The sequence below is a fragment of the Micromonospora sp. CPCC 205561 genome, from assembly GCF_036906775.1.
Classification (GTDB): domain Bacteria; phylum Actinomycetota; class Actinomycetes; order Mycobacteriales; family Micromonosporaceae; genus Micromonospora.
The window spans coordinates 26,243-44,756 of record NZ_JBAKHV010000045.1 but is presented as its reverse complement, the minus strand read 5'-3'; the positions used below and the strand labels follow the sequence as shown (position 1 = coordinate 44,756).

At 73.6% G+C, this 18,514-nt stretch carries 20 protein-coding genes; 5 read left to right on the top strand and 15 right to left on the bottom strand.

Going from position 1 to position 18,514, the window contains the following annotated elements; all coding sequences use genetic code 11:
- Positions 1-83 precede the first annotated feature (83 nt).
- Genes V6V16_RS21490 through V6V16_RS21480 form a run of 3 tightly spaced genes read right to left on the bottom strand, consistent with a single transcriptional unit; the run spans position 84 to position 2,305 of the window.
- Positions 84-491, bottom strand: coding sequence for a DUF5130 family protein (locus V6V16_RS21490; protein ID WP_334564707.1), 408 nt, complete (start codon positions 489-491; stop codon positions 84-86).
- The gene (ctaJ, locus tag V6V16_RS21485) at positions 478-792 is read right to left on the bottom strand and encodes an aa3-type cytochrome oxidase subunit CtaJ (RefSeq protein ID WP_442934125.1); all 315 of its coding nucleotides are present in this window, start codon (positions 790-792) and stop codon (positions 478-480) included. Before ctaJ ends, V6V16_RS21490 begins: the two co-directional genes overlap by 14 nt.
- 49 nt (positions 793-841) lie before the next feature.
- On the bottom strand, positions 842-2,305 hold the full coding sequence (locus V6V16_RS21480; RefSeq protein WP_334564706.1) for an amidase: 1,464 nt from the start codon (positions 2,303-2,305) through the stop codon (positions 842-844).
- A 207-nt stretch (positions 2,306-2,512) separates the two neighbouring features.
- Between V6V16_RS21480 and bdeA the strand changes: the two genes are divergently transcribed.
- A complete protein-coding gene (gene bdeA, locus V6V16_RS21475) occupies positions 2,513-3,451 on the top strand; it encodes a bis(hydroxyethyl) terephthalate hydrolase (RefSeq protein ID WP_334564705.1) in 939 nt (312 codons plus the stop codon).
- A 109-nt stretch (positions 3,452-3,560) separates the two neighbouring features.
- Here the strand turns inward: bdeA and V6V16_RS21470 are convergent, their stop codons facing one another.
- The 11 genes from V6V16_RS21470 to V6V16_RS21420 form a co-directional block, all read right to left on the bottom strand.
- Positions 3,561-4,601 (bottom strand): amidohydrolase family protein, encoded by a 1,041-nt coding sequence (locus V6V16_RS21470; protein WP_334564704.1) that lies wholly within the window; start codon positions 4,599-4,601, stop codon positions 3,561-3,563.
- The gene (locus tag V6V16_RS21465; protein WP_334564702.1) at positions 4,601-5,125 is read right to left on the bottom strand and encodes a 3-hydroxyanthranilate 3,4-dioxygenase; all 525 of its coding nucleotides are present in this window, start codon (positions 5,123-5,125) and stop codon (positions 4,601-4,603) included. The genes V6V16_RS21470 and V6V16_RS21465 overlap by 1 nt, the downstream gene beginning before the upstream one ends.
- Positions 5,122-5,550 carry a RidA family protein gene (locus V6V16_RS21460; protein WP_334564700.1) on the bottom strand — a complete coding sequence of 143 codons (429 nt, stop codon included), beginning with the start codon at positions 5,548-5,550 and terminating at the stop codon, positions 5,122-5,124. The genes V6V16_RS21465 and V6V16_RS21460 overlap by 4 nt, the downstream gene beginning before the upstream one ends.
- Complete coding sequence (locus V6V16_RS21455) at positions 5,547-6,320, bottom strand: 2-keto-4-pentenoate hydratase (protein ID WP_334564699.1); 774 nt, start codon at positions 6,318-6,320, stop codon at positions 5,547-5,549. The genes V6V16_RS21460 and V6V16_RS21455 overlap by 4 nt, the downstream gene beginning before the upstream one ends.
- Positions 6,317-7,372: a 4-hydroxy-2-oxovalerate aldolase gene (gene dmpG / locus V6V16_RS21450; protein WP_334564698.1), complete on the bottom strand. Its 1,056-nt coding sequence runs from the start codon at positions 7,370-7,372 to the stop codon at positions 6,317-6,319. Before dmpG ends, V6V16_RS21455 begins: the two co-directional genes overlap by 4 nt.
- A complete protein-coding gene (locus V6V16_RS21445) occupies positions 7,369-8,310 on the bottom strand; it encodes an acetaldehyde dehydrogenase (acetylating) (protein WP_334564697.1) in 942 nt (313 codons plus the stop codon). The genes dmpG and V6V16_RS21445 overlap by 4 nt, the downstream gene beginning before the upstream one ends.
- Complete coding sequence (locus V6V16_RS21440) at positions 8,307-9,101, bottom strand: 2-keto-4-pentenoate hydratase (protein ID WP_334564696.1); 795 nt, start codon at positions 9,099-9,101, stop codon at positions 8,307-8,309. The genes V6V16_RS21445 and V6V16_RS21440 overlap by 4 nt, the downstream gene beginning before the upstream one ends.
- A gap of 76 nt (positions 9,102-9,177) precedes the next feature.
- On the bottom strand, positions 9,178-10,659 hold the full coding sequence (locus tag V6V16_RS21435) for a 2-hydroxymuconic semialdehyde dehydrogenase (RefSeq protein WP_334564726.1): 1,482 nt from the start codon (positions 10,657-10,659) through the stop codon (positions 9,178-9,180).
- 23 nt (positions 10,660-10,682) lie between these two features.
- Positions 10,683-12,020, bottom strand: coding sequence for an FAD-dependent oxidoreductase (locus tag V6V16_RS21430; RefSeq protein WP_334564694.1), 1,338 nt, complete (start codon positions 12,018-12,020; stop codon positions 10,683-10,685).
- Positions 12,017-13,324 carry a kynureninase gene (kynU, locus tag V6V16_RS21425; protein WP_334564693.1) on the bottom strand — a complete coding sequence of 436 codons (1,308 nt, stop codon included), beginning with the start codon at positions 13,322-13,324 and terminating at the stop codon, positions 12,017-12,019. Before kynU ends, V6V16_RS21430 begins: the two co-directional genes overlap by 4 nt.
- A gap of 20 nt (positions 13,325-13,344) precedes the next feature.
- The gene (locus tag V6V16_RS21420) at positions 13,345-14,244 is read right to left on the bottom strand and encodes a tryptophan 2,3-dioxygenase (RefSeq protein ID WP_334564691.1); all 900 of its coding nucleotides are present in this window, start codon (positions 14,242-14,244) and stop codon (positions 13,345-13,347) included.
- Positions 14,245-14,425: 181 nt separating this feature from the next.
- On the opposite strand from V6V16_RS21420, the gene V6V16_RS21415 reads away from it, so the two are divergent.
- The 3 genes from V6V16_RS21415 to V6V16_RS21405 all read left to right on the top strand — a co-directional run bounded on the left by V6V16_RS21415 (position 14,426) and on the right by V6V16_RS21405 (position 16,352).
- Complete coding sequence (locus V6V16_RS21415) at positions 14,426-14,881, top strand: Lrp/AsnC family transcriptional regulator (RefSeq protein ID WP_334564689.1); 456 nt, start codon at positions 14,426-14,428, stop codon at positions 14,879-14,881.
- Between the two features lie 94 nt (positions 14,882-14,975).
- Positions 14,976-15,494 carry a hypothetical protein gene (locus V6V16_RS21410; protein ID WP_334564687.1) on the top strand — a complete coding sequence of 173 codons (519 nt, stop codon included), beginning with the start codon at positions 14,976-14,978 and terminating at the stop codon, positions 15,492-15,494.
- A gap of 12 nt (positions 15,495-15,506) precedes the next feature.
- Entirely contained in the window at positions 15,507-16,352 is an 846-nt protein-coding gene (locus V6V16_RS21405) for a class F sortase (RefSeq protein ID WP_334564685.1), read from the top strand.
- Between the two features lie 52 nt (positions 16,353-16,404).
- Here the strand turns inward: V6V16_RS21405 and V6V16_RS21400 are convergent, their stop codons facing one another.
- Positions 16,405-16,938 (bottom strand): HNH endonuclease, encoded by a 534-nt coding sequence (locus tag V6V16_RS21400; protein WP_334564683.1) that lies wholly within the window; start codon positions 16,936-16,938, stop codon positions 16,405-16,407.
- A 295-nt stretch (positions 16,939-17,233) separates the two neighbouring features.
- Between V6V16_RS21400 and V6V16_RS21395 the strand changes: the two genes are divergently transcribed.
- Positions 17,234-18,286 carry a mechanosensitive ion channel family protein gene (locus V6V16_RS21395; protein WP_442934124.1) on the top strand — a complete coding sequence of 351 codons (1,053 nt, stop codon included), beginning with the start codon at positions 17,234-17,236 and terminating at the stop codon, positions 18,284-18,286.
- Positions 18,287-18,514: the final 228 nt, after the last annotated feature.

The window sequence follows — 18,514 nt, the reverse complement described above, 5'->3', positions numbered from 1 at the left end:
GACTGATCGCCCGGCACGACCAGGCCCGGCACGACGAAGCCCGGTCCGCGTGGCGCGGACCGGGCCTGCGTGCGCTGCGGGACTCAGCCCCGGCCGGCGTGGCTGGCCAGCTGGTCGAGGCCGTTGATGATGCCGCCGGTCAGGTCGCCGCCGCCGAAGGCCGCCACCATGGAGAGCGCGGCGAGCCGGGAGTACGTGTCCGGGATGCGCTTGCGGGCGTGCCGACCGGTGACGATCTCCAGCTGCCGCTGGTTGGGCGACACCGCGATCAGCACCGACCTGTCGGGCTCGGCGAGCTGACGGTGCAGCCGCTCGGCGTGTTCCCGGATCGGCTCGTCGAGACCGCCGACGAAGACCGAGAAGACCAGGCCGGTGCCCTGGTCGGCCAGGCGCAGCGCCTCGTCGATGCGCAGCAGCTGGCGGGTCGAGAACGGCCCGTCCAGCACCTCGGGCGGGTTCGGCGACCCGGCCTGCTTCTCACCAACGGTCACTTGCGCCTCCGGTTCCGCCGGCCGGCGCCTCGATGCCGGCCTGCTCCTGCTTGCGGCTGGTCAGCGCCGGCGCCTGCGCGCCCGCTGCCAGGGCGGTGCCGGCCGAGTCGGCCAGCTGCTCCGGCCGGCCCAGGAACCAGACCGGAGTGAAGTCGAAGGGCCGGCCCGGCCGGTAGCGCTTGGTGCCGCCACCACTGCCACCGCCGCGGCTACCGGCGTACGACAGGCCGGCGATCACCAGCACCGCGGCCGCCGGGATGCCGACGAAGACCAGCAACGTCTCGGTTACAGACAATCCCAACGCCCCCAGGCGGAAGAAGAGACCTCAAGGATCCGGGTCGGATGGACGATCATGGCACCGACCGCCCGACACCGCTGCCATTCACGTTAGCGGAGCCCACGGCCCGCCAGATTGCGGGGTGGCGATCCCACCCGCCACTGGAGTGCTCCAGTTGCGCAGCGGTGCCGAGCAACCTCGCGTCGTCGCCGTACCGGCCGGTGAGCAGCACCCCCACGGGCAGCCCCTCGGCGGTGACGCCGACCGGCAGCGACACCGACGGGTCGCCCGTGACGTTGAAGACGGCGCAGTACGGCGAGAACCGGCGTTGCCGGTCGAAGTCCTCCGCCGGGTCGCCGCCCTCGGCGAACCAGCCCAGCGGCGCCTGCGGCGCGGCGAGGGTGGGGCAGAGCAGCAGGTCGCAGCCGGCGGTGCGGCGGGCCCCGAGGCGTACCTGCGCCTGGAGCTCGCCCAGCGTGGCCAGCAGGGTGCCGGCGGAGATCTCCGCGCCCCGGGCCCGCAGGTGGCGCGTCAGCGGCAGCAACTCGCCCTCCCGGCCCGGCGGGACGGGCGCGAGCGCCAGCACGTACCAGACGATCTCGAACAGCGGCCACACCTCGGGCCCGAGGGGCGCGGGGACGTCGACCACCTCGTGCCCGGCGGCGGCGAGCAGCCCCGCCGCCCGGTCCACGGCGGCGAGACAGTCGGGGTGGACCGGCTCGTCGGCGAGCATCGGGGCGGTGAAGCGCCCGACACGCAGCCGGCCCGGGTCACCCGCCCGGGCCGCGGGGAGCCAGCCGCCGGCGGGCGGGGCGGGCGCCGGATAGGGCTCGCCCGGCACCGGGCGGGCCAGCACGTCGAGCAGCGCCGCCACGTCGGCGACCGTCCGCCCGATCGGCCCGTGGGTGGGCAGACCGAAGCCGCCCGAGCCGACCGGACCGCCGGAGACCAGGCCCCGGCTCGGCTTGTAGCCGACCAGGCCGCAGAGCGACGCGGGGATGCGCAGCGACCCGCCGCCGTCGGAGCCCTGGGCGACCGGCACGAGCCCGGCCGCGACGGCCGCCGCCGCCCCGCCGCTGGAGCCGCCCGCGGTGTACGCCAGGTCCCACGGGTTGCGGGCCGGCGGCGCCACCCGCCCCTCGGAGTAGAGCGAGCAGCCCAGCTCGGAGGTGGTGGTCTTGCCCAGGCTGACCAGCCCGGCCCGCGCCATGAACCGGACCACGTCGGCGTCCACCGGCGGCACGAAGTCGGCGAACGCCGCCGAGCCGAAGGTGGTGCGCACTCCGGCGGTGAGGGTGAGGTCCTTGATCGCGGTCGGCACGCCGTGCAGCGGCCCCCGTTCCCCGGCCGGTACGGCGTCGGCGGCGCGCGCCGCCGCGCGGGCCCGCTCCGGGGTGACCGTGACGAACGCGCCCACGGTGTCGCCGAGCGCGTCGACCCGGGTCAGGTGGTGCTCGACCAGCTCGACGCTGGACAGCTCGCCGCGGACGATCGCGGCGGCCTGCTCCAGCGCGGTCAGGTCGTGCGGCTCGGCCATCCCCTCATCCTGCCCGCCCGCCCGCCGCCGCGCCGCACGACACGGCGGGTCGGCGCCGCGACGGCCGCCATATCCCCCTGGCATGACCACATCGGGATGACCCTTCGCCCGCGCCCGGCACGCAGGATGGACACCGATCGATGGCGATCACGTCCACCGGTGGCCCGCAGCGCCACCGACCGTCCACCCCCCGCAGGGAGCGTCGCCGTGCAGCCCCTACCCGCTCTTCACCCCAGTCCCGGTCGCCGCCGGCCCTCGCGCGCCGCCCGGCCGCTGCTCGCCCTCGCCCTGGTCGGCGCGAGCCTGACCGCCGCGCCCGCCGCCCTGGCCGGCCCCCGGGACGCGCCGCCCGCCGCGCCGCTCGCAGCCAACCCGTACGAGCGGGGGCCCGCGCCCACCGTGGCCAGCATCGAGGCCAGCCGCGGCCCGTTCGCCACCGCGCAGACCACCGTCGCCGCCGGCAGCGTCAGCGGCTTCGGCGGCGGGACGATCTACTACCCGACCAGCACCGCCGAGGGCACCTTCGGCGCGGTCGCCATCTCCCCCGGCTTCACCGCGCGCCAGACCTCGGTCGCGTGGCTCGGCCCCCGCCTGGCCTCGCAGGGCTTCGTCGTCATCACCATCGACACCCGCTCCGTCTACGACCAGCCGGCCAGCCGGGGCACCCAGCTGCTGGCCGCCCTGGACTACCTGACCAACACCAGCACCGTGCGCACCCGGATCGACCGGAACCGGCTCGCCGTGATGGGCCACTCGATGGGCGGCGGGGGCAGCCTCTCGGCGGCCAGCACCCGTCCCGCGTTGCAGGCGGCGATCCCGCTGACCGGCTGGCACTCCCAGAAGAGCTGGTCGTCGGTGCGCGTACCGACCCTGGTCATCGGGGCCGAGAACGACACGGTGGCGCCGGTCTCGTCGCACTCGGAGCCGTTCTACACCAGCCTGCCGGCCACCCTCGACAAGGCGTACCTGGAGCTGAACGCGGCGAGCCACTCCGCGCCCACCTCGTCGAACGTGACGGTGGCGAAGTACAGCATCTCCTGGCTCAAGCGGTTCGTCGACGACGACACCCGCTACGAGCAGTTCCTCTGCCCGGCCCCCCGGGGCTCGGCGATCGAGGAGTACCGGGACACCTGCCCGCACTCCTGAACCCCACGCTCCGGAGCCGTCGCGCGCACTGGGGGCCGCGACGGCTCCGGCTTCCACCCCCGCCCGGGCGGCGCGGACCGCCGTCTCGCGGTGCCCGCGCCGGCCGCGCTCAGGGGCGGGTGCCGAGGAAGCGCAGCGCGTTGCCGCCGAGCAGCATGTCGCGCTGGTCCCCGGTCAGGAAGTCCGCCTCGCGTACCACCCGGCCCACCGGCCGCTCCCCCAGCGGGTACGGGTAGTCGCTGCCGAGCAGCACCCGCTCGGTGCCCATCGTGTCGACCAGCAGCCGCAGTGCGGGGGTGGAGAAGACCACCGAGTCGACGTGGAACCGGTCGACGTACGAGCTGGGCGGTGCGGTGGAGGCGCCGCGTACCAGGTCGCCCCGGCGGTGCCAGGCGTTGTCGGCGCGCCCCAGCCAGAACGGGAAGCTGCCGCCGCCGTGCGCGAAGCAGATCCGCAGCGCCTCGGGGACCCGGTCGAAGACGCCGCCGAGGATCAGCGCCAGCACCGACAGGTGCGTCTCGGCGGGCATCCCGGCGAGCCAGCGGGCCATCCACCGGTCCAGCCGGGGGCCACCCGGCATGTCCCAGGGATGCACGAAGACCGGCGCGCCAACCTCGGCGCAGTGCGTCAGGAACTCCACGATCCCCGCGTCGTCCAGGTCGCGGTCGCCGACGTGGTTGCCGATCTCCACCCCGGCGTGCCCGGCCGCCAGGCAGCGGTCCAGCTCGGCACAGGCCGCCTCGGGGTCCTGCAACGGCACCTGGCAGAACGGCACCAGCCGGTCGCCGCCCTCGGCGGTGGCCTCCAGGGTGCGGTCGTTGAAGATCCGCGCCACCTTCACCGCCTGGTCGGCGGGGCGGTCGTAGCTGAAGAAGACCGGGGTGGGCGAAACCACCTGCACGTCCACGCCGTCGGCGTCCATGTCGCCGAGGCGGGTCGGCGCGTCCCAGCACTCCGCCCCGACCGGGCGGAACTCCGCCTCCCCCACCATGATCATCGCTGCCCGCTCGGAGTCGACCCGCAGCCAGGGCCAGCCGGACCCGCCGCACGCCGCGCCGAGGTCCGGCCACCCCTTCGGTACGACGTGCGTGTGCACGTCGACCACCGGCGGCCGCGCCTGTCCCGGGCGGGCCGGGGCGGGAGCGCCCATCAGCCCTTGCCCGGGTGCAGCGCGCCGCAGTTCGCGCAGGTACGCGCGGCCTCGTCGGCGTAGAACGCCGCGAAGACCGGGGGCAGGTCGGCGGCGATGTCCCTGACCTGCAACTCCACCTCGTGCACCTTGTGCCCGCACTCGGCGCAGTACCACTGGAACTTCTCCAGCGTGCCCTCCTCGCGGACCCGCTCCACGACCACGCCGATCGAGCCGGCCTCGGGCCGCTGGGGCGAGTGCGGGGTGTTGCGCGGCAGCATCCACATCTGACCCTCGCGCACGTGCACCGTACGCGGCCCCTGCGGGGTCATCAGGTTGATGTGCATGTTGCCCTTGACCTGGTAGAAGAACTCCTCGTACGGGTCGACGTGGAAGTCGGTGCGCTGGTTGGGCCCGCCCACCACCATCACGATGAAGTCGTCCCCGCCCGGAAACATCTCCTTGTTGCCGACCGGCGGCTTGAGCAGGTGCTGGTTCTCCGCGATCCAGCCCGGGAAGCTGAACGGCTCCGCGATCTCACTCACGACTGACCTCCTGACGGGAGAAGGGCCACGGCCTGTATCTCGATGAGCAGGTGCGGGTGCGGCAGCTGGTGCACCGCCACCGTCGTGCGCGTCGGGCCGGTCGCGTCGAAGAACTCGGCCCACACCTCGTTGTAGCCACCGAAGTCGTTCATGTTGACCAGGTAGGTGGTGACCTGCACGAGGTCGGAGAGGTCGGCGCCGACCGAACGCAGCAGGTCACGGACGTTCTCGACCACCGCCCGGGTCTGCGCCCGGATGTCGAGGTTCGTCGTGCCGAACTCGTCCACCTCGACGCCGGCGAAGGTGTTGTCCGGCCGCCGCGACGACGTACCGGAGACGAAGACGAAGCCGCCGGCGACCTTGACGTGCGGGAAGGCGCCCCGGGGGACGGCCTTGCCCGCGACGACGCGCGCCTGCCCGCTCATGCCGACGCCCCCAGGGAGGCCGTGCCGAGCTTCTCGACCACGGCGCGCACGTGGGCGCCGGGACGCAGCGGTACGGCGGCGGTGGCCGCGCCGGCGAGGAAGACCCAGCCTTCGCGTAGGCGCACCCCGTGCCGGCCGGCCAGCCGGATGCCCTCGTCGAGGGCGCGGCGGGGGTCGCCGAGGATGGCGGCGGTCGAGCCGACCTGCGCCACCCGTCCGTCGATCTCCAGCAGCACGCCCAGGTTCTCCAGCCCGTCGGGCACCGGCGACCAGGGCCCGATGACGAACGCGGCGGCGGAGGTGTTGTCGGCGATCACGTCCGGCAGGGAGAACGTGAAGTTCGCGTACCGGGAGTCGATCAGCTCGATGGCCGGGGCGACCGCGCGGACCGCGTCGGTGAAGTCGCCGACCGGCTCCCCGAGCTCGGGCAGGCGGTCCAGCAGGAACGCCACCTCCGGCTCGACGCGGGGGTGGATGAAGGCACTGACGTCGATGCTGCCGCCGTCGGCAACGCGCATGGTGTCGGTGAGGCGGCCCCAGATCACCTCGTCCACACCGACCTGGGCCATCTTCGCCTTGCTGGTCAGACCCATCTTCAACCCCACCAGGCGCTCACCGCGGTCGAGACGGCGCTGGATCAGCGCGGTCTGCACCGCGTACGCGGCGTCCGCGTCCAGGCCCGTCTCGGCGGCCAACTGCCCGATCGCGGTGGCGGTGTCCGCCGCCACGCCGAGGCGCTCGGCGATGCCAGCGGTATCCGGCCCGATCATGATTTCTCCTTGCCGGCGAGGTCCAGTGCCACGTCCACGATCATGTCCTCCTGACCACCGACCATGCGGCGGCGACCCAGCTCCACCAGGATCGAGCGCACGTCCACCCCGTACTTGTCCGAGGCCCGCTCCGCGTGGCGCAGGAAGCTCGAATAGACCCCCGCGTAGCCCAGCGAGAGCGTTTCCCGGTCGACCTGCACCGGCCGGTCCTGCAACGGCCGCACGATGTCGTCGGCGGCGTCCATCAACGCGAACACGTCACAGCCGTGCTCCCAGCCGTGCAGCTCCGCGACCGCCACGAACACCTCCAACGGCGCGTTACCCGCCCCGGCACCCTGCCCGGCCAACGACGCGTCCACCCGCACCGTCCGCCCGGGCGCCGAGCCGAGCGGGCCGTCACCGAGGATCCGCCCGTGCTCCACCGCGACCACACTGTTCGCGACGCCGAGGGACAGGTTGTGGTGGGCGTGGATACCGATCTGCGTGTCCGGCGCCAACACCTGCCGATACGCGTCCACCCGCTGCGCGACATCCGACATCAACAGCCGGCCGCCGGAGTCGGTGACGTAGACGCAGTGCGCCCCGTACGACTCCATCAGCTTCGCCTGGGCGGCGAGCCCGGCCGGGTCGTTCATGTGCGACATCATCAGGAACCCGGAGACGTCCATGCCGTTCTCCCGCGCCCACGCGATGTGCTGCGCCGAGATGTCCGCCTCCGTGCAGTGCGTCGCGATCCGTACGCTCGTCACGCCGAGGGCCTTCGCCGCCTTCAGATCCGCGATCGTGCCGATCCCCGGCAGCAACAGCGTCGTCAGCCTCGCGGTCGTCATCACCTCGGCCGCCGCCGCGATCCACTCCGCGTCACTGGCCGCACCATGGCCGTAGTTCACACTGGAACCCGCCAGCCCGTCACCGTGGGCGACCTCGATCGCCGCCACCCCCGCCGCGTCCAAGGCCGCCGCGATGGTGCGCACCTGCTCGACGGTGTAGCGGTGGGCGACCGCGTGCATGCCGTCGCGCAACGTCACATCCTGGATGTACAGGCCGGTCACGACCGCACCCCCGAGGCGGTCTCGGGGCGCAGCGCGACCAGCCGCTCCGCGGTGCGCAGCGCGGCCGAGGTCATGATGTCCAGGTTTCCCGCATACGCCGGCAGGTAGTGCCCCGCCCCGGAGACCTCCAGGAACACCGAGACCTGCAACCCGGTCAGGTGTCGGCCCAGCGCCGGCACGTACGTGTCGACCCGGTCGAACTGCACGTCCTGCTTGAGCCGGTAGCCGGGGACGTACTCCCGTACCGACGCCACCATCTCCCCCACCGACGCGGCGATCGCGGCCCGGTCGGCGTCGGCGTCGGGGCACAGGCAGTAGACGGTGTCGCGCATCAGCAGCGGCGGGTCCGCCGGGTTGAGCACGATGATCGCCTTGCCCCGGTCGGCACCACCGACCACCTCGATCGCCCGCGCCGTGGTCTCGGTGAACTCGTCGATGTTCGCCCGCGTCCCCGGACCCGCCGACCGCGACGCGATCGACGCCACGATCTCCCCGTACGCCACCGGCGTGACCCGGCCGACGGCGGCCACGATCGGCACCGTCGCCTGCCCGCCACACGTCACCATGTTCACGTTGCGCTCACCCAGATGCTCATCCAGGTTCACCGGCGGCACCACGTACGGACCAATCGCCGCCGGCGTCAGATCCACCACCGTACGACCGTGCGCGGCCAGCACCGCGTCGTTGTGCCGGTGCGCGCCCGCCGACGTGGCGTCGAACACCAACTCCACGTCGGCGAACTCCGGCATCGCCACCAGGCCGTCCACACCCTCGGCGGTGGTGGCCACACCCAACCGCCGCGCCCGCGCCAGACCGTCGGACTCCGGATCGATGCCCACCATCGCCACCATCCGCAGCGACTCCGACAACCGCAACACCTTGATCATCAGGTCGGTGCCGATGTTGCCCGACCCGATCACCGCCACCCCGACGGTCATGACGTCTCCCCGGAGAAGCAGGCGCGCACCGAACCCAGGCCGGAGATCCGTGCCTCGTACGCCGCGCCCGCCGTCACCGGCACCATCGGACCGAGCGCCCCGGAGAGCACCACGTCACCCGCGCGCAACGGATCACCGGAGCGGGCCATCGTCTGCGCCAACCACTGCACCGCGTGCAACGGGTTGCCCAGGCACGCCGCGCCCGCCCCCACCGACACCGGCTCACCGGCCCGCTCCAGGACCATCCCGCACAGCCGCAGATCCACGTCGGCGAGCCGACGCGGCGTGGTGCCCAGCACGAACAGCCCGCTGGACGCGTTGTCCGCCACCGTGTCCACGATGGAGATGTCCCACCCGGCCACCCGCGAGTCGACGATCTCGATCGCCGGCAACACGTGGTCCACCGCCCGGATCACATCCGCGCTCGTGACCCGCTCGTCGGGCAGGTCCGCACCCAGCACGAAGGCGACCTCCGCCTCCACCCGGGGCTGGAGCAGCCGGTCCATCGCCACCTCGGCCCCGTCGGGCACCGCCATGTCGTCCAGCAGCACCCCGAAGTCCGGCTGGAACACCCCGAAGCTCTCCTGCACCGCCCGCGAGGTCAGCCCGATCTTCGCGCCCACCCGCCGGTGACCGCGCTGCAACCACTGCCGCACCTGGAGCTGCTGCACGACGTACGCCGACGTGACGTCCCCCTCGGGCAGCAGCCGCCCGCGCAGCGGCGGGCAGGGCCTGCCGTTCTCCCGCGCGTCGACCAGTTCCCCGGCCGCCGCCTCGTAATCAACGCTCATGTCGGCTCCTCGCTGCCCTCGGAGCCGCCACGGGGCTCCACGGCACTGCGGCTGATGATCCGTCCGCTGCGCTCGCTCATGTCAGGTCCACGCAGACGTTGGTGAGTTCGGAGTAGAAGGCGAGTGAGTGCACGCCGCCCTCGCGCCCGATGCCGGACGCCTTCACCCCGCCGAACGGGGTGCGCAGGTCGCGCAGGAACCAGGTGTTCACCCAGACGATGCCGGCGTCGAGCCGGGCGCCGGCCCGGTGGGCCCGGCCGACGTCGCGGGTCCAGACCGTCGCCGCCAGGCCGTACTGGGTGCCGTTGGCCAGCGCGTACGCCTCGTCCTCGTCGTCGAACGGGGCGACGTGCACCACCGGGCCGAAGATCTCCTCGGTGTTGGTGCGGGCCTGCGGGCCCAGCCCGGTCAGCACCGTCGGCAGCACGTACGCGCCGCCGTCGCGGGCGTCGCCGAAGCGCGGCGCGCCGCCCCCGGTGAGCACCTCCGCGCCCTCGGTGCGGGCCAGTTCGTAGTGACCGAGCACCTTGTCGCGGTGCTGGTGCGAGATCAGCGGCATGTTCACCGTGGCCTCGTCGGCGGGCCACCCGTACGGCAGCGCGGCGGCCCGCTCGACGAGCCGGGCGGTGAACTCCTCGAACACCGGCCGCTGCACGTAGATCCGCTCGGTGCAGAGGCAGACCTGGCCACCGTTGGTGAAGCTGGAGCGCACCGACCCCGCCACCGCCGCGTCGAGGTCGGCGTCGGCGAAGACCAGCCCGGCGTTCTTGCCGCCCAGCTCGAAGGAGACGGCCTTCACCCCGTCGGCGGCGGCCCGCATGATGGTGCTCCCGGTGGCCGACTCGCCGGTGAAGGTGATCGCGTCCACCCCCGGGTGCCGGGTGAGGAACTCCCCCGCCGAGTCCGGGCCGAAGCCGTGCACCAGATTGAACACGCCGGCGGGCACCCCGGCGGCGGCCATCACCTCGGCGAGCAGGGTCGCCGAGGCGGGCGTCTCCTCGCTGGGCTTCACGATCACGGCGTTGCCGCAGGCCAGCGCGGGGGCGACCTTCCAGGTGAGCAGCAGCAGCGGCAGGTTCCACGGCACGATCACCGCGACCACGCCGACCGGCTTGCGGACCGCGTAGTTCAGCGCCCGGCCGCCGGTCGGGGTGACCGTGGTGAAGGACTCCGTCGGCGCGGTCGCCACGATCTCCGCGAAGGCGCGGAAGTTCGCCGCGCCACGCGGGATGTCCAAGGTCCGCGCCTGCGAGATCGACTTGCCGGTGTCGGCGACCTCGGCGGTGACCAGGTCGTCGAAGCGGCGCTCCAGCTCGTCGGCGACCCGGCGCAGCACCTCGGCGCGCTCCCGCTCCCCCATCCGGCCCCACGGCCCGCGCAGCGCCGCCCGCGCGGCGGCGACGGCGTCGTCCACGCACGCCCGGTCGGCCTCGGCGACCTCGAAGACCGGCTCGCCGGTGACCGGGCTGCGCTTGGCGAACCGCCGCCCGGCCTCGACGAACTCGCCGCCGACGAAGTTGCGCAGCAGGCCCGGGCCGTCGGGTGCCCGCCCCGCCATCAGCCGGGGATCCCAGGTCACGGTCATCGACGCCTCCCTCTGCTGATCGTGAGGCCGACCGCGCCGGCCAGCAACGCGGCCGCCCCGGCGGCCACCACCCCGAGCGCCCGGTGCTGCCGGCGGACCCGGCGGCGCACCTCGGCGTACGGGGTGGTCGAGAAGGACACCAGCTCGTAGCGGGAAACGTACCGGCCCGGCAGCACCCGCTCCAGCGTGTGCTCGACCTTCCGGCCGGCCTGGAACAGCGGCGAGGCGACCTTATCCCGCATCTCCACGAAGTTCGCCAGCGCCATCTGCGCGATCGCCTCGGCGTTCTCCTGCCGCCGCTGCTGGAACAGCGGCAGCGCCCGGGACCAGTCGTCGGCGCACTCGTCCAGGCAGCGGTCCAGCTCGACCACGTCCTCGAAGGCGCAGTTCGCGCCCTGGCCGTAGAAGGGGACGATGGCGTGCGCCGCGTCGCCGAGCAGGCCGACCCTGCCGTACGCCTGCCACGGGGTGCAGCGGACGGTGCCGAGCACGCCCACGGGGTTGTGCTGGTAGTCGTCGACGAGGCCCGGGGCGAGCGGCGGCAGGTCGGGGTAGTGCTCGGCGAAGTGCCGCTCGATGGCCGCCGGGCTGCCGAGCGAGGCGAAGCTGGCGGTGCCGTGGGTCGGCCAGAAGAGTGTGCAGGTGAACGAGCGGTCCGGGTTCGGCAGCGCGATCATCATCGAGGTGCCGCGCGGCCAGATGTGCAGCGCCTGCGGGTCGAGGGCGAAGTCCCCGCCCAGCGGCGGGATCGTCAGCTCCTTGTAGCCGTAGTCCAGGAAGTCCACGCTCTCGGTCAGCAACCCGTACGCCAGCAGCTGCCCGCGCACCGCCGAGCCGGCGCCGTCGGCGCCGAGGACGACCGACGCGGTGGCCGCGACCGGCCCCCGCGGGGTCTCGAAGGTCATCTCGCCGCTGGCCGGGTCGAGCCCGACGAGCCGGTGGTCGAAGGCGACCCGCACCCCGGGCAGGCTGGTGGCCGCGTCCAGCAGCGCGTTGTTCAGGGCGCCCCGGCTGATCGAGTTGATCGCCCGGTCACCGGCGGCGCTGTACGACTGGAACTGCGCCTCGCCGTCGACGGGGTGGATCATCCGGCCGCGCATCGGCAGCCCGTCCGCCAGCACCTGCTCGTCCAGGCCGATCCGGCGCAGCGCGTCGAGGCCCCGCTCGGAGAGCGCCAGGTTGATGGAGCGTCCCCGCTCCACCGTGCCGGTACGCGGGTCGGGCCGCCGCTCGTAGAGCGCCACCGGATAGCCGCGCCGGGCCAGGAAGCAGGCCAGCAGGCAGCCGGCCAGCCCCGCGCCGACCACCGCGATCTCGTTCCGCTGATCGGTCATGAGTGCACCTCCACCGTGGCGGCGAGCGCCTCCGCGACCCGCCAGCAGTCGTGGAACGTGGAATAGAGCGGTACCGGGGCGAACCGGATGACGTCCGGCTCCCGGGCGTCGGCGATCACACCGTGCTCGTACCGCAGTCGCTTGGCCAGCCCGGCCGCGCTGCCCGCGCCGATGCGGACGGAGAGCTGGCAGCCCCGCCGCTCCGGCTGACGCGGGGTGACCACCGTCAGCGGGCGGTTCGCGGTGACCTCGTCCAGCAGCCCCGCCAGGTAGCCGGTGAGCCGGAGGCTGCGCTCGCGCAGCGCGGGCATCCCGACGGCGTCGAAGAGTTCGAGCGAGGTCCGCACCGGTCCCATCGCGAAGATCGGCGGGTTGGAGATCTGCCAGGCCTCCACGGTGGCCGGCGGCCGGGAGACGGGGGTCATCTCGAACCGGGTGGCCGCCTCGGTGCTCCACCAGCCCTCGAAGCGGGGCAGGTCCGCGTCGCCGAGGTGCCGCTCGTGCACGAAGACGCCGGCCAGCGCGCCGGGACCGGAGTTCAGGTACTTGTAGGAGCACCAGGCGGCGAAGTCGACGTCCCAGTCGTGCAGGGCCAGCGGGACGTTGCCGGCGGCGTGCGCCAGGTCCCAGCCGACGACCGCCCCCGCCGCGCGGCCGGCCGCGGTGATGGTCGGGATGTCCATCAGCTCGCCGGTGAGGTAGTTGACCCCGCCGAGCAGCAACAGCGCCACCGTGTCGCCCTCGGCGGCCAGGAAGCCGGTCACGTCCTCGGTGCGCAGGTTGTCCTCGCCGGCGCGCGGGCGCAGCCGGACCACCGTGGCGTCCGGGTCGAGCCCGTGGAACCGGGCCTGGCTGCGCACGGCGTAGCTGTCCGAGGGGAAGGCGCTGTCCTCGATGACGATCCTGGTGCGCGCCCCGGCCGGGCGGTAGAAGCTGACCATCAGAAGGTGCAGGTTGACGGTGAGGGAGTTCATCACCACGACCTCCGCCGGGGCGGCGCCGACCAGTCGCGCGGCCGGCGCCGTCAGCAGCTCGTGGTACGGCAGCCAGGGCCGCTCCGCCTCCAGGTGCCCCTCGACGCCGAGCCGGCTCCACGCGTCCAGGTCGGCGAGGAGTTCCTCGCGGGTGGCCCGGGGTTGCAGGCCCAGGGAGTTGCCGGCCAGGTACGCGGCCTCGGGGTGGCGCCCGCCGTCGGCCGGCGGGACGTGGAAGAGGTGGCGGTGCCCGGGATCGGCGGCGTCGAGGCGGCGCGCCTCGGCCTCGCCGGCGGCGAGGCCGGACGGATCGGGTGCGGGGGTGGTCATGTGGTTCTCTCGCTCTCGGGTCACATCGCTGTCCGGGCCGACCACAGCTCGGGGAAGACCACCCGGGCCATGCTGCGCTGCAACCACGCCAGTCCGGCGGAGCCGCCGCTGCCGACCTTGGCGCCCATTGTGCGTTGCACCGCCTTGACGTGGTGCTGCCGCCAGTCGCCGAACTGCTCGGCCACCTCGGTCAGCGCCTCGCCCAGCATCCGCAGGTGGTTCTCCGGCCCGGACTCGGCGTAGATCCGCACCCAGGCCGCCTCCACGTCGGCGTGCGGCTGGTGCTCGGCGGTGACGTCCCGGCCGAGCAGGTCGGCGGGGAGGTGGTGGCCGTGCCGGTCCAGCAGGGCGAGCACGTCGTCCCAGAGGCTCGGCGCGGCCAGGGTGGCCCGCAGTTCGTCGTACACGTCGGTCTGCCGCCGGAACGGGCGGATCAGCGTCTCGTCGCGGAGGCCGAGCAGGAACTCCAGGTGCCGGTACATCGCCGACTGGAAGCCGGAGCCCTCGCCCAGCAGGTTGCGGAACCGGTTGAAGTCGGCCGGGGTCATCCAGCGCAGCCCCTTCCAGGCCGCGTTCAGCCCCTCCAGGTGCAGCGCGGCGCGGCGCAGCGGGGCCAGCGCGTCCCAGACGCGGTCGGCCCGCAGCAGCCGCTGCGTCTCGCGCAGCTCGTGGCAGGTCAGCCCGAAGTACAGCTCCATGATCTGGCTGACCATCAGGAAGGACATCTCGCCGGGGTCGCTGCTCAGCGGCTGCTGCAACCGGTGCAGCGTGCTGGCGTGCACGTACGCGTCGTACGGCACCCGCTCGGCGAACTCCAGCGTCGGTTCGCCGCCGTTGCGGGCCGCGCGGGCCGCGCGCTGCCGCGGGGTCGCCGGGCGGACCGCCGGCTGGGCGGATACGCGCAGGTCGGTCTGCTCCACCGGTGCCTCCCTCTGCTCTGTGCGTCACCCGGACCGCCGACGATCGGCGTTTTCGGGTCGACCGCCATGATCTCTCGGTGCAACCGCCGGATGGAATGCCGGATCAACGGCACTCACGGCCTCTGACCTGCGGCGCGAAAGGCATGAGTCGGATTCGGGTTTGAGGAAGTAAGGTCGCCGCATGGACGACATGGACTGGGCGCTGCTGCGGGAACTGCAGGCCGACGCGCGCCTCTCCTTCAGCGAGCTCTCCCGTCGGGTGCACCTGTCGCCGCCGGCCGTCGCGGAGCGGGTGCGCCGGCTGGAGGAGTCCGGGGTGATCACCGGCTACCACGCCCACGTCGACCTGACCCGCGCCGGCCGCACCGTGGTCGCGCTGATCCGGATGTCCTGCTACGGGTCGCGCTGCATCCTGCACGACCCGGCCGTGGCGGGCTGGCCGGAGATCCTGGAGATCCACCGGATCACCGGCGACGCGTGCAGCATGCTGAAGGTGGCGGCCGGGTCGATCGGGGACTTCGAACGGGTCATCGACCGACTCGCCCCGTACGGCCAGCCGTCCAGCACGATGGTGCTCTCCACCCCGTTGCAGTGGCAGCACGTCACCCCGCTGCCCCCCGCCGACCGGCAGCGCTGAGCCGCCCCGGGTTTGCCCCCTGGCCAGCGGGAAAGCAGGCCCTGTTGCCCGGGGAGGATTCCGGTGCTCGTCACCGGAAGGGGGGATCATGCCGGTGCTCACAGCTTTCCAACGTGCCCTGACCCGCGCCCTGACCGTATTGGGGCTGGTCGGGGCCTTCGTCCTGACGACCGTCGCACCCGCCTGGGCGGGTGAGAACACCTTCGTCGAGGTGGTGCCCAACAGCGCCCAGAACGGCACCCGGGTGAACATCCGGGCCGGTTGCGACGACGCCAACAACCGCCAGGCCAGCGTCCGCTCGGACGCCTTCGGCGGCCCGGTGGTGCTCCGGCCGGACAACGGCTTCCTGACCGGCCAGGTCACCATCCCGGGCAGCAAGGAGCCCGGCGACTACCCGGTCGACCTGCGCTGCGACAACGGCAGGACGGCGACCACCACGCTCACGGTGCTGAACATGGAGCGGCCCAGCAAGGGGCCGGCGACCGGGGGCGGCGGCACCGTCGGCGCCTCGGGCACCGGCTCGATGCTGATGGTCGGCGGTCTCGCGGTGGTCGCCCTGGCCGTGGGCTTCGGCTTCTTCGGCAACCGCCGCCGGACCGGGACCGGTTCCTGACCCGCCGTCGCCATGGCCGGCTCCCAGAGGCGTACCCGGGGATCGGATCCGGGCCGGGTCCGGGCCACCGCCCGGCGGGCGACGCGGGCGGCGCGCCGGGCGGCCCTCGCGACCTCCCGGCGACTGCGCCGGGTGGCCGGGGAGGCGGTGTCGGCGAGCGTCGCCACCACCGACCCGGCCGCCGGGCCGCTGCCCGCCCGGCGCCCCGGGGTCCCGCCGGGGCGTCGCCGCCCGGCCCCCGGTCGAGGGCCGGGCCTGCCGGTGCTGGTGATCGGGACGCTGATGGCACTGATCATCGCGATGCTCGGGGTGGAGCGGATCACCGGTGTGAGCGTGCTGCCGGAGCGGTTCCTCGCGGGGCTGCGACCCGCGCCGAAGAAGTTCCCGGTGCTGCCCGCCAGCCGGCCCGTCGGGATCGCCATCGACCCGATCGACGTCCGGGCGCCCGTGCACGGCGTCGGGATCGCGACGGACGGCAGTATCGCGGTGCCCGACGCCGCCCGCGCCCAGGAGGCCGCCTGGTACGACCGGGGGCCGACCCCCGGGCAGTACGGTCCGTCGGTGATCGTCGGGCACGTCGACACCACCACCGGACCGGCGGTCTTCCACCGGCTGCGGGACCTGCGCGACGGCGACCGGATCGAGGTCGCGCGGCAGGACCGCTCGGTGGCGGTCTTCGAGGTGGACTCGGTCGAGCGCTTCGACAAGGACCGGCTGCCGGTCGACGAGGTCTACGGGGACTTCAGCCGCCCCCGGCTGCGCCTGATCACCTGCGGTGGACGCTGGGTGGGCGGGCAGACCGGGTACGCCGACAACGTCGTGGTCTTCGCGTCCCTGGTCCGCGCCCGCACGGAGTGATCGGCGAATCCGCCCGCGAAGGCGGCGTCGGGCCCGCGACGGGCGGGGCGGATCAGGCAGCCTCGGACTCCCGCAGGTCGAGCCAGTCCGCCCAGCGGGGATCCGGCGCCCGGTGGCCGAGCACCCGCCACGCGGTGCCCTTGGGGGCCGCCGGCAGCGCGTGCAGCCGCCAGCCCAGCTCGGCCGGCGTCTTGTCGCCCTTGGTGTGGTTGCACCGGGCGCAGGCCGCCACCACGTTCTCCCAGGCGTGCCGGCCGCCCCGGCTGCGCGGGAAGACGTGGTCGATGGTCTCGGCGGGGCCCCGGCAGTAGGCGCAGCGCCAGCCGTCGCGGGCGAAGATCGCCCGGCGGGAGAGCCCGACGTGGGTGCGGTAGGGCACCCGCACGAAGCGGGTGAGCCGGACGACCGACGGCACCGGCAGGGCGTCACGCGCGCTGTGCAGGATGCCCTCGCCGTCGGCGACGCAGACCGCTTTCGCGGAGAGCACGAGGATGGCGGCACGGCGCACCGACACGACGCACAGCGGCTCGTAGGTGGCGTTGAGGACCAGCGCACCGGAGCCCACCGTGGGTCGTATGTCAGGCATCGCGCTCACCCTCCCGGTTCAGCGGCCCCTGCCCGCCGCCGCCGGCCGGGATCGGGCACAGCGACCCACCACGGCCGACGCCGAGCGGATCACCGACGTCCGTGCGCCCATCGTCCCTGATCGGCCCCCGGATTGCACGTACTAATCCGGGGTCCCTCCGAAGGCGATCCCCGGCCGTGTCAGGATGACCGGTTCACCCGCGACGCCCCGGCGGCGCCCCGCGTCGGGCGGGCGCCCGGTCACCGTGCGGAGGGTCGGCCGCGTCCGGCCCCGCCCGGTGCGGTACGAAGACGGGGTGACCGCTGCCAGCCTGACGCCGCCCGCCCTGCCCGCCGTCGAGGTGCCGGACACGGATCCGTCGCCGACCTGCCTGGACGACACCCTCTGCAAGGGCGTCTACGAGATGACCGGCTCGGTGTGGTTCGCCGAGGGCAGCTACTGGATCCTGCTCAAGCCGCTGCGCGTCGTGCTGGTCCTGCTGCTGGCGATCGCCGCCCGCTGGCTGGTGCACCGGACGATCCGCCGTCTGGTGCGCACCACCACCGACGCGGGCGTGCCGACCATGCTGCGCCCGCTGCGCGAACGGATCCCCACCGCCGCCGTCGAGCCGGGCGAGTTCGTCCCGGAGCGGCGCCGGCAGCGCGCCGAGGCGATCGGTTCCGTGCTGCGCAGCCTCAGCACGGCGTTCATCTTCGGCATCGCGCTGCTGATGGTGCTCAAGGAGTTCAGCTTCGACCTGGCCCCGTTGCTGGCCAGCGCCGGCATCGCCGGCGTGGCCCTCGGCTTCGGCGCGCAGAGCCTGGTCAAGGACCTGATCGCCGGCCTGTTCATGCTCATCGAGGACCAGTACGGCGTCGGCGACACCGTCGACCTCGGCGAGGCGACCGGGGTGGTGGAGTCGGTCGGGCTGCGGGTCACCACCGTCCGCGACGGGCGCGGCGTGCTCTGGTACATCCGCAACGGCGAGATCGTCCGGGTCGGCAACAAGAGCCAGGGCTGGGCCCTGGTGGTCGTCGACCTGCCGATCGGCTTCGCCAGCACCGAGGAGGCCACCGCGGTGCTGCGTACCGCCGCCGCCTCGATGTCGATGGACCCCGAGCTGTCGCCGGAGATCGTCGAGGCACCGGAGGTGCTGGGCGTGGAGCAGATGACGGTCGACGGCGCGGTCATCCGTACGGTGGTCAAGACGACCGCCGACGGCCAGTTCGCGGTCGGCCGGGAGCTGCGCCGGCGGCTGGCCGAGGCACTGGAGAACTCCGGCATCACGGCCAAGATCGCCGCGGCCCGGCTCTACCCCGGCCTGCCGCAGCGCCCCCCCGCCGAGACCGGTCAGGGCGGCGCCGTCTGAGCCGCCGGAGCGACGGGCGGCGGGGGTCGCGAGCCGGGTGGCCCCTCGGGTATCGTCCGTTCGTTCAGTCGGGGATGCGACGATCAACCCGTTCGCCCTAGCCACTCGTCGGAGCATCGGGCAGAATCCGGTGCACGCGCTCCCCGGAGCGTGCTCACGTCCTCGCTGATCCTCAGATCTGACGACAGTTCCCGGCCGTCCACCACGAGTGGCCCGCCCAGGGGAACG

Excerpts from the sequence above, each read along its gene's own strand:
- V6V16_RS21440 (WP_334564696.1), bottom strand. The coding sequence starts at position 9,101 with ATGAGCGTTGATTACGAGGCGGCGGCCGGGGAACTGGTCGACGCGCGG.
- V6V16_RS21400 (WP_334564683.1), bottom strand. The coding sequence starts at position 16,938 with ATGCCTGACATACGACCCACGGTGGGCTCCGGTGCGCTGGTCCTCAAC.
- V6V16_RS21405 (WP_334564685.1), top strand. The coding sequence starts at position 15,507 with ATGGCCGGCTCCCAGAGGCGTACCCGGGGATCGGATCCGGGCCGGGTC.
- V6V16_RS21480 (WP_334564706.1), bottom strand. The coding sequence starts at position 2,305 with ATGGCCGAGCCGCACGACCTGACCGCGCTGGAGCAGGCCGCCGCGATC.
- kynU (WP_334564693.1), bottom strand. The coding sequence starts at position 13,324 with ATGACCACCCCCGCACCCGATCCGTCCGGCCTCGCCGCCGGCGAGGCC.
- V6V16_RS21415 (WP_334564689.1), top strand. The coding sequence starts at position 14,426 with ATGGACGACATGGACTGGGCGCTGCTGCGGGAACTGCAGGCCGACGCG.
- V6V16_RS21435 (WP_334564726.1), bottom strand. The coding sequence starts at position 10,659 with ATGGCGGGGCGGGCACCCGACGGCCCGGGCCTGCTGCGCAACTTCGTC.
- V6V16_RS21445 (WP_334564697.1), bottom strand. The coding sequence starts at position 8,310 with ATGACCGTCGGGGTGGCGGTGATCGGGTCGGGCAACATCGGCACCGAC.
- V6V16_RS21430 (WP_334564694.1), bottom strand. The coding sequence starts at position 12,020 with ATGACCGATCAGCGGAACGAGATCGCGGTGGTCGGCGCGGGGCTGGCC.
- V6V16_RS21455 (WP_334564699.1), bottom strand. The coding sequence starts at position 6,320 with ATGATCGGGCCGGATACCGCTGGCATCGCCGAGCGCCTCGGCGTGGCG.
- V6V16_RS21470 (WP_334564704.1), bottom strand. The coding sequence starts at position 4,601 with ATGGGCGCTCCCGCCCCGGCCCGCCCGGGACAGGCGCGGCCGCCGGTG.
- V6V16_RS21460 (WP_334564700.1), bottom strand. The coding sequence starts at position 5,550 with ATGAGCGGGCAGGCGCGCGTCGTCGCGGGCAAGGCCGTCCCCCGGGGC.